13 protein-coding genes are annotated in these 12,095 nt (G+C 63.6%); 11 read left to right on the top strand and 2 right to left on the bottom strand.

The genetic code is table 11. From position 1 onward, the window contains the following. Positions 1 to 5 precede the first annotated feature (5 nt). The 10 genes from lspA (at position 6) to greB (ending at position 9,918) form a co-directional block, all read left to right on the top strand. Positions 6 to 494: a signal peptidase II gene (lspA, locus tag HA052_RS10305; RefSeq protein WP_439823237.1), complete on the top strand. Its 489-nt coding sequence runs from the start codon at positions 6 to 8 to the stop codon at positions 492 to 494. 27 nt (positions 495 to 521) lie between these two features. Continuing rightward, a complete protein-coding gene (ispH, locus tag HA052_RS10300) occupies positions 522 to 1,463 on the top strand; it encodes a 4-hydroxy-3-methylbut-2-enyl diphosphate reductase (protein ID WP_166451867.1) in 942 nt (313 codons plus the stop codon). A gap of 162 nt (positions 1,464 to 1,625) precedes the next feature. Further along, the gene (gene htpG / locus HA052_RS10295) at positions 1,626 to 3,527 is read left to right on the top strand and encodes a molecular chaperone HtpG (RefSeq protein ID WP_166451866.1); all 1,902 of its coding nucleotides are present in this window, start codon (positions 1,626 to 1,628) and stop codon (positions 3,525 to 3,527) included. 127 nt (positions 3,528 to 3,654) lie between these two features. Then, positions 3,655 to 5,157 carry a cyclic-di-GMP receptor FimW-related protein gene (locus tag HA052_RS10290; protein ID WP_166451865.1) on the top strand — a complete coding sequence of 501 codons (1,503 nt, stop codon included), beginning with the start codon at positions 3,655 to 3,657 and terminating at the stop codon, positions 5,155 to 5,157. Positions 5,158 to 5,221: 64 nt separating this feature from the next. Further along, positions 5,222 to 6,070 (top strand): segregation and condensation protein A, encoded by an 849-nt coding sequence (locus tag HA052_RS10285; RefSeq protein ID WP_166451864.1) that lies wholly within the window; start codon positions 5,222 to 5,224, stop codon positions 6,068 to 6,070. Positions 6,071 to 6,148: 78 nt separating this feature from the next. Further along, positions 6,149 to 6,682, top strand: coding sequence for a GNAT family N-acetyltransferase (locus HA052_RS10280; protein WP_081547322.1), 534 nt, complete (start codon positions 6,149 to 6,151; stop codon positions 6,680 to 6,682). 67 nt (positions 6,683 to 6,749) lie between these two features. After that, positions 6,750 to 7,382 carry an SMC-Scp complex subunit ScpB gene (gene scpB, locus HA052_RS10275; RefSeq protein WP_081547324.1) on the top strand — a complete coding sequence of 211 codons (633 nt, stop codon included), beginning with the start codon at positions 6,750 to 6,752 and terminating at the stop codon, positions 7,380 to 7,382. A 45-nt stretch (positions 7,383 to 7,427) separates the two neighbouring features. Next, positions 7,428 to 8,828, top strand: a complete 1,401-nt coding sequence (locus HA052_RS10270) for a pseudouridine synthase (protein WP_166451863.1) — start codon at positions 7,428 to 7,430, stop codon at positions 8,826 to 8,828. 11 nt (positions 8,829 to 8,839) lie between these two features. Further along, a complete protein-coding gene (locus HA052_RS10265) occupies positions 8,840 to 9,331 on the top strand; it encodes an NUDIX domain-containing protein (protein ID WP_240937334.1) in 492 nt (163 codons plus the stop codon). A 32-nt stretch (positions 9,332 to 9,363) separates the two neighbouring features. After that, entirely contained in the window at positions 9,364 to 9,918 is a 555-nt protein-coding gene (gene greB / locus HA052_RS10260; protein ID WP_107798531.1) for a transcription elongation factor GreB, read from the top strand. 72 nt (positions 9,919 to 9,990) lie between these two features. On the opposite strand, the gene HA052_RS10255 is transcribed toward greB, so the two are convergent. Together HA052_RS10255 and HA052_RS10250 are read right to left on the bottom strand one after the other, a co-directional pair. Continuing rightward, a complete protein-coding gene (locus HA052_RS10255) occupies positions 9,991 to 10,248 on the bottom strand; it encodes a TFIIB-type zinc ribbon-containing protein (protein ID WP_166451861.1) in 258 nt (85 codons plus the stop codon). Positions 10,249 to 10,345: 97 nt separating this feature from the next. After that, entirely contained in the window at positions 10,346 to 10,813 is a 468-nt protein-coding gene (locus HA052_RS10250; RefSeq protein ID WP_206118859.1) for a MarR family winged helix-turn-helix transcriptional regulator, read from the bottom strand. A 74-nt stretch (positions 10,814 to 10,887) separates the two neighbouring features. Here HA052_RS10250 and HA052_RS10245 point away from each other — a divergent pair, with 74 nt between their 5' ends. Next, positions 10,888 to 12,057 carry an aminotransferase-like domain-containing protein gene (locus HA052_RS10245; RefSeq protein WP_240937331.1) on the top strand — a complete coding sequence of 390 codons (1,170 nt, stop codon included), beginning with the start codon at positions 10,888 to 10,890 and terminating at the stop codon, positions 12,055 to 12,057. The last annotated feature ends 38 nt before the right edge of the window (positions 12,058 to 12,095 follow it).

Genomic DNA, 12,095 nt, shown 5'->3' with positions numbered 1-12,095 from the left:
CTGCAATGACTATGCCCAAGGCCAAGCAATGGCCGAAGTGGTTTGCGCTGGCGGCGGTGATCGTGCTGCTGGATCAATTGTCCAAGACCTATTTCAACGGCAATTACCAGTACGGCGAAGTCCGGGAAGTCATTCCCGGCTTTTTCGGATTCACCCTGCTGTACAATCCGGGCGCGGCGTTCAGCTTCCTGCACGACGCCGGCGGCTGGCAGAAGTATCTTTTTTCCGGGCTGGCCTTCGCCGTGTCCGGCTGGCTGGGCTGGAACATCGTCAAGGGTCGCTTCAGCGGGCTGATGAACCTGGCTGCGGCCTTCATCATGGGCGGCGCGCTTGGCAATGTGATCGATCGCATCGTTCACGGCCATGTGATCGATTTCATCCAGGTGCATTACTACAGCAGCTGGTCGTACCCGGCCTTCAATCTGGCGGACTCCTTCATCTGCGTGGGAGCCGCCTTGATGGTGTTGGACAGTTTCAGAAAGCCGCGCGCCTGAGCGCCGCGGCTTGAGCAAGGATTTGTGATGACGAAGACCATTATGCTGGCCAACCCGCGCGGTTTCTGCGCAGGCGTGGACCGGGCCATCGCCATCGTCGAGCGGGCGATTGAACTGTACGGCGCGCCGATCTATGTGCGTCATGAAGTGGTGCACAACCGTTTCGTCGTCGAGAACCTGCGCGCCAAGGGCGCGGTGTTCATCGAGGAATTGAAGGATGTGCCCAGCGGCAGCACCCTGGTGTATTCCGCTCACGGCGTGCCGCTGTCGGTGCGCGAAGAGGCGGCGCTGCTGGGCCTGCAGGTGTTCGACGCCACCTGTCCGCTGGTCACCAAGGTGCATGTCGAAGTCAAGCGCATGAACAAGGCGGGCATGGAGATCGTCATGATAGGCCACGCCGGCCACCCCGAGGTGGAGGGCACCATGGGCCAGGTGGACGGCGGCATGTATCTGGTGGAAAACGTCGCCGACGTCGCCAAGCTGCAAGTGCGCAACCCGGCGGCACTGTCCTACGTCAGCCAGACCACGCTGTCGGTGGACGAGACCCGCGACATCATCACGGCGTTGAAGGCGCGTTTCCCGGAGATCTTCAGCCCGAAAAAAGACGATATCTGCTACGCCACGCAAAACCGGCAGGACGCGGTAAAGGTGCTGGCCGACGAATGCGACATCGTGGTGGTGGTGGGGTCGCCCAATAGCTCCAACTCCAACCGCTTGCGCGAAGTGGCCGCGCTCAAGGGCGTGGACGCCTATATGGTGGACAATGCCGGCCAATTGGTGGAAGCCTGGTTCGCCGGCAAGCGGCGCGTAGGCGTCACCGCCGGAGCCAGCGCGCCGGAAGTGCTGGTGCAGGCGGTGATAGACCAGATCAAGGCTTTCGGCGCGGACAGCGTCAGCGAGCTGGACGGCGTGGAGGAGAACACGGTATTCGCGTTGCCGCCGGCGCTGCGCGAGGACAAGCGCGTCTGAGCCCGCCAGGCGGTTTCGACGCCAAACCGGCCCCGCGGTCTCGCCGCGGGGCTTTTTCATGTTCGCGCGGCGGCGATCCTGTGTTACGGGCAGGGGTATTGAAAAGTCGGGGACAGCCCTTATCTGATGCGCATCGTTGACCAACTCTTGTGATAAGTCACCATGAGCGCATTGAAAGAAACCCTGGGTTTTCAGACCGAAGTCAAGCAGCTGCTGCAGCTGATGATCCACTCCTTGTATTCCAACAAGGAAATCTTCCTGCGTGAACTGATTTCCAACGCTTCCGACGCCGCCGACAAGCTGCGTTTCGAAGGCCTGGCTAAGCCCGAGCTGTTCGAAAACGAGGCGGAGCTGAAGATCACCATCGGCTACGACGCCGAGGCGCGCACGTTGACCATCGCCGACAACGGCATCGGCATGAGCCGCGACGAAGTCATCGCCAATATCGGCACCATCGCCAAGTCCGGCACCAAGGCCTTTTTCGAGCAGTTGTCCGGCGACGCCAAGAAAGACGCCAACCTGATCGGTCAGTTCGGTGTCGGTTTCTATTCCGCCTTTATCGTGGCCGATAAAGTCACGCTGACCACCCGCCGCGCCGGCGACGCCGCCGACTCCGCCACTCGCTGGGAATCCCAGGGCGCCGGCGAATACACGCTGGAGCAAGTGGAGAAGGCCGGCCGCGGCACGGAAATCGTGCTGCACCTGAAAGAGGGCGAGGACGAGCTGCTGAACGACTGGAAGCTGAAAGGCATCGTTCGCAAGTACTCCGATCACATCTCGATCCCTATCGAGATGAAAAAGGGCAACAGCTACGGCGAAAACGGCGAAGTCATCGTCAGCGACGAGATGGAGGCTGTGAACTCCGCTTCCGCGCTGTGGACCCGCGGCAAGAGCGAGATCAGCGAAGAGCAGTACAAGGAATTCTACAAGCACGTCGCTCACGACTTCACCGACCCGCTGGCCTGGAGCCACGCTCGCGTAGAGGGCCGACAGGAATACACCGAGTTGTTGTACATCCCGTCGCGCGCGCCCTTCGACTTGTTCGATCGCGAGCGCAAACAGGGCGTCAAGCTCTATGTGCGCCGCGTCTTCATCATGGAAGACACCGAGAAGCTGATGCCGCACTACCTGCGCTTCGTGCGCGGGGTGATAGACAGCAACGACCTGCCGCTGAACGTGTCGCGCGAGATCCTGCAAGAAAGCAAGGACATCGACGCCATCCGCAACGGCTGCGTCAAGAAAGTGCTGGGTCTGCTGGAGGACCTGGCAGCCAATCAGCCGGAAAAATACGCGGAGTTCTGGCAAGAGTTCGGCCAGGTGCTGAAAGAGGGCGTCGGCGAGGATATGGCCAACAAGGAACGCATCGCCAAGCTGCTGCGTTTCGTCTCCACCGCGTCCGAAGGCGTCGAGCCGGCGGTGACGCTGGGAGACTACGTCGCCCGGATGAAGGAAGGCCAGGACAAGATCTACTACATCACCGCCGATACCCTGGCCGCGGCCAAGAACAGCCCGCACCTTGAAGTGTTCAAGAAGAAGGGCGTCGAGGTGCTGCTGCTGACCGATCGCGTCGATGAGTGGGTGGTGGGCTCGCTGTTCGAGTTCGACGGCAAGGCGCTGCAATCCGTGGCCAAGGGCGCTCTGGATCTGGGCGCGCTGGAAGACGAAGCCGACAAGGAAGCGCAAAAGCAGGTGGAGGAAAGCGCCAAGCCGGTGGTGGAGAAAGTGCAGAAAGCCTTGGCCGACCGGGTCAAGGAGGTGCGCGCCACTGCCCGCCTGACCGAGAGCCCGGCCTGCCTGGTGGCCGGCGAGCACGATATGAGTGCCCACCTGGAACGCATGCTGAAGGCGGCGGGCCAGCAAGTGGAGGCCAGCAAGCCGACTTTGGAGATCAACCCCGAGCATGTGTTGGTGAAACGGCTGGCCGAGGAGGCCGACGAGGCGCGCGCGGGCGATCTGGCCCAAGTGCTGTACGACCAGGCCCTGCTGGCCGAAGGCGGCAAGCTGGAAGATCCGGCAGCCTTCGTCAAGCGCATCAACAAGCTGATGTTGGAGCTGTCGGCTTAAGCTGAACGCCGCTCCCATCGGAATGCCCCGCCGCGCGCGGGGCATTTTTTTGCGCTGGCAATAATGCCGCGCCGAAAATCATGGCTGGGCGTATCATCGGCGGCTTCTCTCTCGCTATGACTTGGTCATGATGGAACTGTCGCTGATTCACGCCCTGCCGGAAGGCCCCTGGCCGGCACTGGACTTCAAGGCGATCCAGGCGCAATTGGAGACGCTGGCGGCGCAGCCGGCCGCCCTCGCCGCGGACAAGGCGAGTCAGTGGCTGGGGCAATGGCTGCGCTCTGCTGTGGCGCCGGCGGAACGCCTGCAACTGCTGCAGGCGCTGCGTGCGCCGTTGGCCGCGCTGGCTGCCAGGCTGGAGCGCGCATCGGCGCGGCAGGAGCTGTCCTGCACCCCGGAAGCGCGCGCGGCATTGCAATCGGCCCGCCAATTGCTGCGGCAATGGCATGAGCAGTGCAAGCTGCTGGCTCAGGCGTTCAGCGCGCAGGAGGCCGGCCGTTTTTCCAGCTCTCGTCCGCGTTTGGAAGCCCTGCAACTGGCGCTGGCGAGCGGCTACGATTTGCTGGCGCTGCACGCGCGCAGCTACGCGCCGTTGCACAAGGGCTTCTGGCGCGATTGCCACCGTTTGTACGCCTACGCGCTGGCCCAGGGCTGGGAAGGGCGGCAGGCGTCGGTGGGCGCGGCGGCGGGGCTTAGCTACCGCCGGCTGATGTTGTTGGGTTTGACCGCCAGCAACCGGCTGGAGACGGCCAAGATCGCCTTGCTGCTGCAATGGCTGGAGCAGCATGCCGGCTTGCTGCGCGTGGAGCAGTTGGATCAGCCGCTGGGGGACGACGGCGCGCTGGCTTTTCGCGCCGACGCCGACCGGCCGGCGCGCTTCTGCGCCGAGCTGGATCTGGACGGCGACGGCGTGTGGTGGCGGCTGGACGCCGGTCGCTTGCTGGAACGCCTGGACGCATTGGGCCGCCAGCGTCAGCGACAGGGCTTGGACGACGGCCACGAAGCCTGGTTGCTGGCGCGTCTGCGTCAGGAGTGGGGCGCGCCGCCCCGCCGGCGGCACGTCAGGCTGCGCCGGCTCGGCGCCGAAACCGTAGAGCTGGTCAGCCTGTTGCCGCGTTGCTGGCGGCTGGCCGCCGGCGAGCCGGCCGACGGAGAGTTGGAGCCCTGCCGTTTGCAGATCAGCAATCTCAGCGCTTCCGGCCTGTTGCTGCAGGGAGAGTCCTTGCAACAACCCTTGCGCGCCGGCGAGGTGGTGATGCTGCGTCGCCGCGGCTTCGGCTGGCAATTGGGCTTGGTGCGCTGGGTCAGCTTCGGCGGCGAGGACATGCAGACCGAGTGCGGGATAGAGTTCATCGGAAAGCGGCCGCAGGCGGTTGAAGTCGCCGCGGTCACCAGCCATGCGGCGGGGGGCTTCGAGCCGGCGTTGCGCATGCAGGCCGAGCGCCATTTCCGCCATTCCGGCATTCTGGTGTTGCCGGGGCGCTTGTATCAGGCTTTGCGGCCGTTTCATCTGCGGGGCGCCGATGGCGAATGCCGGGTGCGCGCGGTGCGCTTATTGCAGCAGACCGCGCATTATCAATTCGTGGAGATCAAGATAGACGAGCTGCTGCCCGCCGACGCGCAGGCTTGAACGGAAGGCAGGGCGGCGGACAAGTTCCGCCACGCAGCCTGCCAGTGCTGGTATCCTTGCCGCCATGAGCAACCCCCCCCTTCCCGAAGCCGGATCTTCGGCCGACGATTTTCAGCTGACCGCGCCGGAATTGCCGGCCAGCGTGCCGATTGCGCACGTGTTCGGCCAGCCTGTGCTGGAAGTGCCGCAGGATTTGTTCATCCCGCCGGACGCGCTGCAAGTGATCCTGGATAGTTTCGAAGGACCGCTGGACCTGCTGCTTTATCTGATCCGCAAACAGAACCTGGATGTGCTGAATATTCCAATGGCGGACATCACGGTCCAGTACATGGCCTATATCGACGCCATGAGCGACGGGCGTTTGGAACTGGCCGCCGAGTATCTGCTGATGGCGGCGCTGCTGATCGAGATCAAGTCGCGCTTGCTGCTGCCTCGGCCGCAGTTGGACGAAGAGGGCGAGCCGGACGATCCGCGCGCCGAACTGGTGCGTCGCTTGCTGGAGTACGAACAGATGAAGCTGGCGGGGTTGGAGCTGGACAAGTTGCCGCAGGCCGACCGCGACTTCGCCTGGCTGGCGGTCTTGATCGAGCAGTCGGCCGAGCAGCGGCTGCCCGACGTCAGCCCGGCTGATCTGCGCCAAGCGTGGATGGCGATTCTGTCGCGCGCGCGCCACCATCGCCACCACAAGGTGGAGAAGGACGAATTGTCGGTGCGCGAGCAGATGAGCTGGATTCTGCGCTACCTGGACGGCCGCGAGTACGTGCCCTTCGAGGAGCTGTTCGACGCGGACAAGGGCGTCGCCCACTTGGTGGTCAACTTTATCGCGGTGCTGGAGCTGGTTAAGGAGGGCTTGGTCAAGGTGAGCCAGGAAGCGCCGTATCAGCCCATTTACGTGAGGATAGCGCTGGTCTGAAAGAGAAGGCGCGCCGATTTGCACTTGATGTTGGCGCGGCAGCGATTAGGATACAGGTATCCATTGCGAGAGCATGCCATGCACATTGAAGCGGCCGACCAGAAACATCTGCCAGCCTATCGCCCTTTTTTCCTGGCCTGTCATGAGGAAGGGCTGGATTATTACCGTCGAGCCGGAGCGGACCCGGACGCCTGGCTCGGGCAATTGCTGCAGCACGCCGAAGGGCGGGCGCTGCCCGAAGGCTGGGTGCCTTGCCGCACCTGGTTTCTGATCAACGGCCGCACCGAGATCATCGGCGCGATTCGCCAGCGGCTGGCCGACAGCGCGTTGATTGTGGAGCGCATCGGCCATATCGCTTTCGAAGTGCTGCCGGCTTGGCGAGGCCATGGCTACGGCCGGGTGCTGTTGCAATACGTGCAGACCCTGGGCGAGAAGCCCGCGCACGGCAATTGGGTCTTGGTCTGTCCGGCGGACCGGCCTGCCGCGGTGCGCACGGTGGAAGCCTGCGGAGGCCAGTTGCTGGAAACGATGGAGCACGGAGGGCGAGCGTTCCGGCGTTACAGCCTGACCGCGCTGGCGGCTTGGGACGACATGGCGGAAGGATTAATTTAGCTCCGGACGGAGAGTTCATGTAGAATGTCCGGTTTCCTGCGCAAACGTGTTTCGGCTTCACGGCTCAATGTCCACCATCACCGACCTAAAATATCTGAAGATCGTGCTGGAGACGGCGTTACTGACCGCGCAGGAACCTCTGTCGGTTGCCATGCTCAAAAAGCTGTTCACCGAAGAGGTGAAAGCCGCGTTGATCAACGACATCCTCGACGATATCCAGAGCGACTGGAGAGGCAAGGGCGTCGAACTGGTCAAATTGGCGTCGGGATGGCGCTTTCGCGCCCGAGCGGAGTTCACGCCATACTTGAACCGCTTGAACCCGGAAAAGCCGCCGCGTTACTCGCGCGCGGTAATGGAAACCTTGGCGATCATCGCCTACAAACAACCTGTGACCCGTGGCGATATCGAAGCGATACGCGGCGTATCGGTGTCCACCGGCGTGATCCAGACTCTGCTGGAACGCGGCTGGATCGAAGTCATCGGCCACAAGGACGTACCCGGCAGGCCGGGCTTGTATGCCACTACCCGAAAATTCCTGGACGACTTGGGCTTTGTCTCGCTCAAGGATCTGCCGCCATTGGCGGAGCTGGGAAGCCTGGTAGTGCCCGAGGCGGCGCCTAGGGATCAAGGCCCGGCAGCGGCCACAGACGACATCCCCCTCGACGATGAGGCGGATAATTTCGAGCCCATCGCAGAATAACATCGACATTCTGCCGGTTGCTCGCACGGAAAGAGCAAAGCACATATGTCTAAAGGACAACGCAATCACGCCCGCCAGCCGGTGGCGCGTGTCAAAGGTCGCGAAACATCCCAAGCGCGCCAGCCGGGCACCGGCGGCGTTCAGCCGCGCGGCAAGACCCAGGGCGGCATGATCAAGAACCGCAACGGCCAGCCGGCCGAGGCCAACGCCCGGCAAGGCCAAGCCCGCGCCAACGGCGGCAAGGGCCGCGCGCCGCAGAACGGCCGCGCCGCGCGCGACGCTTACGGCAACCCGCTGATGCACGAAGGCACGCCGCTGTTCAAGCTGAGCCGCCGCGAGCAGGAACAGCAGCAGATGCAGCAGGCGCAAGGCCGCAACAAGCCGACCTACCAGCGCGACAGCAACGGCGACGTCAACGGCAATGTGGCCCTGGATCACGAGCGCCGCTTCGGCAACAAAAACGCCGCCGCGCCGGCCGGCCAGCCGGCCGCGGGCAAGAACGGCGCGCCGCCGCGTCAGGGCAAGCCGGAGGGCGGCAGGCCGCAATTGGTGCAGAAGGCCAAGAAGCTGCGCTTGCGCAGCCCCAATCAGGACATCAAGGACAAGGCCAAGCGCCTGCGCGAAGTCCGCGTGGATCTGGACGATATCGAACCGGTGCGACTGCAAAAAGCGCTGGCGGCGTCCGGCGTCGGCTCGCGCCGCGAAATGGAAGAGTGGATTGAGGCCGGCCAGGTCACGGTCAATGGCAAGAAAGCCAGCCTGGGCGACCGAGTCGGCCCGCGCGACCGCGTAATGGTGAAGGGCGACCAGATCAAGCTGAAATGGCCGGACCGCCTGCCGCGCGTGATCATGTATCACAAGGAAGAAGGCGAAATCGTCAGCCGCGACGATCCGGAAGGCCGCGTCACGGTGTTCGACCGTCTGCCGCAGGCCAAATCCAGCCGTTGGGTGGCGATAGGCCGCCTGGACGTCAATACTTCGGGTCTGTTGCTGATCACCACCAGCGGCGAACTGGCCAACCGCATGATGCACCCCAGCTTCGAGGTGGAGCGGGAGTATTCGGTGCGCGTGCTGGGCGAGTTGACCCCGGAAATCATGAAGCAGATGACGGTCGGCGTGGAGCTGGAAGACGGCGAAGCGCGTTTTGACCGCGTCTTCCAGAAAGGCGGCCCGGAAGAGGCGGCCAACCAATGGTTCAACGTGGTGATCAAGGAAGGCCGCAATCGCGAAGTGCGCCGCATGTTCGAGCATTTCGGCTTGACGGTCAGCCGCCTGATCCGGGTGCGTTTCGGCAATATCGGCTTGCCCCCGCGCTTGAAGCGCGGTCAGTTTTACGAACTGAACTCCGCTGAAGTGGCCGCGGTGATGAAGTGGTCCAATCTGACCGTCACCGGCGGCAAGAAGGCGGCGCCGGTCAAGAAGGCCTCGGCCAAGGCGCACCGCTGAGCGTGCGCGCCATGTTGTGGAGCCTGGCTGCCCGCGCCTGGTCGCGTTTGCGCGGCGCGGCGCCGGTCTCCGCGCCGGCTCCGCTTGCGAGCGGCAAACGCGAGCGCGCTTCCATCGCCATCGTCGACGGCGGGCGCATCCTGCTGATGCATCGCCTCAAACCCGGCAAGGACTATTATGTGTTGCCGGGCGGCGGCATCAAGCGGCGCGAGACGGCGGCCATCGCCTGCGTGCGCGAGACGCGCGAGGAAACCGGGCTCAACGTCCGTCTGGGCGGCAGCCTGTGCGTGTTGGACGCCAAGGACAGGGTCGAGCACGTGTTCCTGGCGGCCAGCCACGCCGGGGAGCTCAGGCTGGGCGGGCCGGAGCTGGCCAAGATGGGGCCGGACAATCATTACGCGCTGGAATGGCTGGATCGCGAGCAGTTGCAGCGGATCAAGCTGAAGCCCAAGGGCTTGCTGCCGCATTGCCTGGCCTTGTTGGAACCCGCCGCCGGCCGTTGAGGCTGGCGTTTTTCATGGATGGATGGACGAAGATGAGCAAAGCGTTTACCAGGGAAAACGACGAGGCGGAAGAGGATCTTCCGGTTGAGCGGCGTCTGCCCGCTTCCACCAAGAACTACATTACGCCCGGCGGCTGGCAGCGGCTGAAGGACGAGCTTTATCATCTGGTCAACCGCGAGCGGCCGGAAATGGTGCAGGTCGTGAACTGGGCGGCCAGCAACGGCGACCGCTCCGAGAACGGCGACTATCTGTACGGCAAGCGCCGTTTGCGCGAGATCGATCGCCGCATCCGTTTCCTGACCAAGCGCTTGGAAATCGCCGAGGTGGTGGACCCGGAAACCCGGGAAGCGACCGATCAGGTGTTCTTCTCCGCCACTGTGCTGATAGAGCGCGGCGACGGCAGCGAGCAATTGCTGCGCATCGTCGGCGTGGACGAGATCGATCTGGCGCGCGGCCGCATCAGCTGGATCTCGCCTATCGCGCGGACGCTGTTGAAGGCGCGCGAGGGCGATTCGGTGCTGTTTCGCGGGCCGGACGGCGACGAAGACATCGAGGTGCTGGAAGTGCGTTACGAACGCATAGACTAAGGTTTTTCGCAGACGCTAGGGAGAACGGCCCGGACATCAGTCCGGGCCGTTTTCTTATTTGGCGGAGCGGAATCAGTCCAACAGCTTGCGCAGCCAGCCGTGTTTGCCGCCGTGGTGGCCCCCGCGGCGGCGCTCGTCGTCATGGCCGCGACCATGCGCGGACGGCGCGTAGGCGGCGGGGGGCGCCGAGGATGCCGGGGCCTGAGTTTGCAATAAGCGCTCAAGCTGGCCGGGGGCCAGCCAGACTCCGCGGCATTGCGGGCAGTAATCGATGGCGACGGACAGACGCTCGCCCATCAGCAGGGTGACTTGGCAACTGGGACAATTCATGGCGTGCTCCTCGGCGCGCCGGAGCGGCGCGGTGGGTCTGGGAAATGCGCAGGCAGGGCCTCGCCAGCGTATTGCAAACCATGAAGCGGCTACAGGGTCAAGTTTTGCCGCGCGGCGGCGCGTCGTCGGGATGCGATTGCGCGGCCAGGGTGCGGTTGATCTGCATCCAGCCGGCGGTGGCCGGCTTGCCGGTTTGCTCAAACGCCGCTTGCAGCAATTTCAGTTGCTCGCGGTGAAGGGCTTCCTCCAGTTTGCGTCCTTCTAGGGTCAGCGTCAGCTGCTTGACCCGCTTGTCGTGCTGCGCGGCCACGCTTTGCACCAGCGCCATTTCCAGCAGTTGGCGCAGCGGCATATTGATGGCCTGCTTGGTCACGCCCAGCGCAGCCAGCAGATCCTTGACCGACAAACCGGGGTAGCGGGCGACGAAGAACAGGATGCGGTGGTGCACGCGAGCCAGGCCTCGTTTGGCCAGCATTTCATCCGGTTTATCGGTGAAAGCTTTGTAGGCATGGAAGAAGGCTTCCATGGCGGCGCGCATGTCATCGGACGGAGATAGGTCAGCCATGTTGACGGAACCTGCTGTGGTCGGTAGATTGAGTCAATATTATTGACATTAGTAAGAAAGCTGCGGACAAGCTTATGCAGAGTACCATGTTTTCAGAGCGCATCGAACGGCTCAGCGGCTCGCTGATCCGGGAAATACTGGCGGCGGCGCAACAGCCGCAGATGATCTCTTTCGCCGGCGGCCTGCCGGCCAGCCAGTGCTTGCCGACCTTGGATTTTACCGGGATGCCGGCGGCCATGGCGCAGTACGGGGCCAGCGAAGGGGAGCCGGAGTTGCGCGAGCTGATCGCGGAGCAAGCGCGGCATATGGGTATAAGCTGCGAGGCTGAGCAGGTGTTGGTGCTGTCCGGTTCGCAGCAGAGCATCGATTTGTGCGCCAAGCTGTTCATCGACCCCGGCACGCCGGTTGTGACCGAAGGGCCGACTTATCTCGCGGCCTTGCAGGCTTTCAAGCTGTTCGGCGCCCGCGTTCATGCGGTGGGGCAACGGGACGGCAGGCTGGAGCCGCAGGCCTTGGCCGCAGCGTTGGAACAGGCGCGGCCGCGCTGCTGTTACCTGATACCCAGTTTTCAGAACCCGGCGGGCAGCTGTTACAGCGCTGAAGACCGACAAGCGCTGGCGGCCGCCATCGACGCCGCAGGCGTGCCCTTGATCGAAGACGATCCTTACCGCGCGCTCAGTTACGACGGCGAAGCGCCGGCGCCGCTGGTCAGCCATTTGAAGAACGCGCCGTGGATTTACTCCGGCTCCTTTTCCAAAACCCTGGCGCCCGGGTTGCGCGTTGGTTTCCTGATCGCTTCGCCGGAGCTGTACCCCTATTTGATGCGCCTGAAGCAGGCGACCGATCTGCACACCAACCGTCCGGCGCAGTGGTTCATCGCCCGTCAGTTGCGGGATCCCGGCCATGAGCAGCGTTTGTTGGATCTGCGCGAGGTGTATCGCGTAGGACGCGATGCGATGCAGGCGTCTCTGCAGCGGCATTTCGCAGATTTGGCCGATTGGCAGCTGCCGCAAGGCGGGCTGTTTTTCTGGCTCAAACTGAAGCAGCTTAGGGATACCCGCAAGTTGCTGCCGTTGGCTTTGCAGCAGAATGTCGCCTTCATGCCGGGCGAAGCCTTCTTTCCCGAGCCGGAACAGAATCTCGGCTATGTGCGCCTGAATTTCAGCCACGCCTCGCCGGAGCGCATCGAGATAGGTATCGCCAGACTAGCGGCTTTGCTGCGCTCTCAGGCCGTCGAGGAGTAAGCCGCCGCTTCAGGTCTCCGCGCACTCCGCGCCTTAAG

It is taken from the genome of Chromobacterium fluminis, from assembly GCF_011602385.1.
Classification (GTDB): domain Bacteria; phylum Pseudomonadota; class Gammaproteobacteria; order Burkholderiales; family Chromobacteriaceae; genus Chromobacterium; species Chromobacterium fluminis.
The sequence above is the reverse complement of the archived record's forward strand: the minus strand, read 5'-3'. Positions and strand labels throughout refer to the sequence as shown.

What these genes read in the sequence shown, in the direction of transcription:
- HA052_RS10290 (WP_166451865.1), top strand. Translation starts at nt 3,655, where the DNA reads ATGATGGAACTGTCGCTGATTCACGCCCTGCCGGAAGGCCCCTGGCCG.
- HA052_RS10245 (WP_240937331.1), top strand. Translation starts at nt 10,888, where the DNA reads ATGCAGAGTACCATGTTTTCAGAGCGCATCGAACGGCTCAGCGGCTCG.
- HA052_RS10265 (WP_240937334.1), top strand. Translation starts at nt 8,840, where the DNA reads ATGTTGTGGAGCCTGGCTGCCCGCGCCTGGTCGCGTTTGCGCGGCGCG.
- HA052_RS10270 (WP_166451863.1), top strand. Translation starts at nt 7,428, where the DNA reads ATGTCTAAAGGACAACGCAATCACGCCCGCCAGCCGGTGGCGCGTGTC.
- greB (WP_107798531.1), top strand. Translation starts at nt 9,364, where the DNA reads ATGAGCAAAGCGTTTACCAGGGAAAACGACGAGGCGGAAGAGGATCTT.
- htpG (WP_166451866.1), top strand. Translation starts at nt 1,626, where the DNA reads ATGAGCGCATTGAAAGAAACCCTGGGTTTTCAGACCGAAGTCAAGCAG.
- HA052_RS10250 (WP_206118859.1), bottom strand. Translation starts at nt 10,813, where the DNA reads ATGGCTGACCTATCTCCGTCCGATGACATGCGCGCCGCCATGGAAGCC.
- HA052_RS10285 (WP_166451864.1), top strand. Translation starts at nt 5,222, where the DNA reads ATGAGCAACCCCCCCCTTCCCGAAGCCGGATCTTCGGCCGACGATTTT.
- lspA (WP_439823237.1), top strand. Translation starts at nt 6, where the DNA reads ATGACTATGCCCAAGGCCAAGCAATGGCCGAAGTGGTTTGCGCTGGCG.
- HA052_RS10280 (WP_081547322.1), top strand. Translation starts at nt 6,149, where the DNA reads ATGCACATTGAAGCGGCCGACCAGAAACATCTGCCAGCCTATCGCCCT.
- ispH (WP_166451867.1), top strand. Translation starts at nt 522, where the DNA reads ATGACGAAGACCATTATGCTGGCCAACCCGCGCGGTTTCTGCGCAGGC.
- scpB (WP_081547324.1), top strand. Translation starts at nt 6,750, where the DNA reads ATGTCCACCATCACCGACCTAAAATATCTGAAGATCGTGCTGGAGACG.
- HA052_RS10255 (WP_166451861.1), bottom strand. Translation starts at nt 10,248, where the DNA reads ATGAATTGTCCCAGTTGCCAAGTCACCCTGCTGATGGGCGAGCGTCTG.